General features: G+C 79.4%; 1 protein-coding gene. It reads right to left on the reverse strand.

Annotated features, from left to right (window positions below):
- Positions 1–441, reverse strand: a 441-nt coding sequence (locus QWJ41_RS20825; protein ID WP_302710381.1) for an FAD-dependent oxidoreductase, incomplete at both ends; no start/stop codon positions are given.

Consider the following 441-nt stretch of genomic DNA (forward strand, 5'->3'; position numbering starts at 1 on the left):
CGCGCACCCGTTCCTCCGCGTCGGTGCCCAGCAGCGCCGAGGGCGCGAACCCGAAGATCGCGGCGGGCACCCCGCCGGGTCCCGACATGTCGTGGAGCTCCTGCACCGGCCCGAGCCGGCGGGCGCCGGCTCCCGCGAGGCCCGCGTCGCGCCAGAAGGGCGTGTCGTAGGCCGCCACGACCTTCGCCGCCTGGCCCATCCACGTCGGCACCGCGCCCGCGACGCGCACCAGCTCCGCGGGCAGCTCGACCGGCAGCTCCAGGGTGTCGACGGCGACCGACGGCGGCAGCGCGAGAACGACGTGACGGGCGTGCCAGCGCCGCCCGCGCGACTCCACCTCGAGCCGGTCGCCGGGCGCGCTCGCGAGCCGCCGCACCGGGTGCTCGAGCAGCAGGCAGCCGGGCGGCAGCCCGGCCGCCAGCGCGTCGGTGAGCGCGGCGG

This window comes from Nocardioides cremeus (genome assembly GCF_030518195.1).
Taxonomy (GTDB): Bacteria; Actinomycetota; Actinomycetes; order Propionibacteriales; family Nocardioidaceae; genus Nocardioides; species Nocardioides cremeus.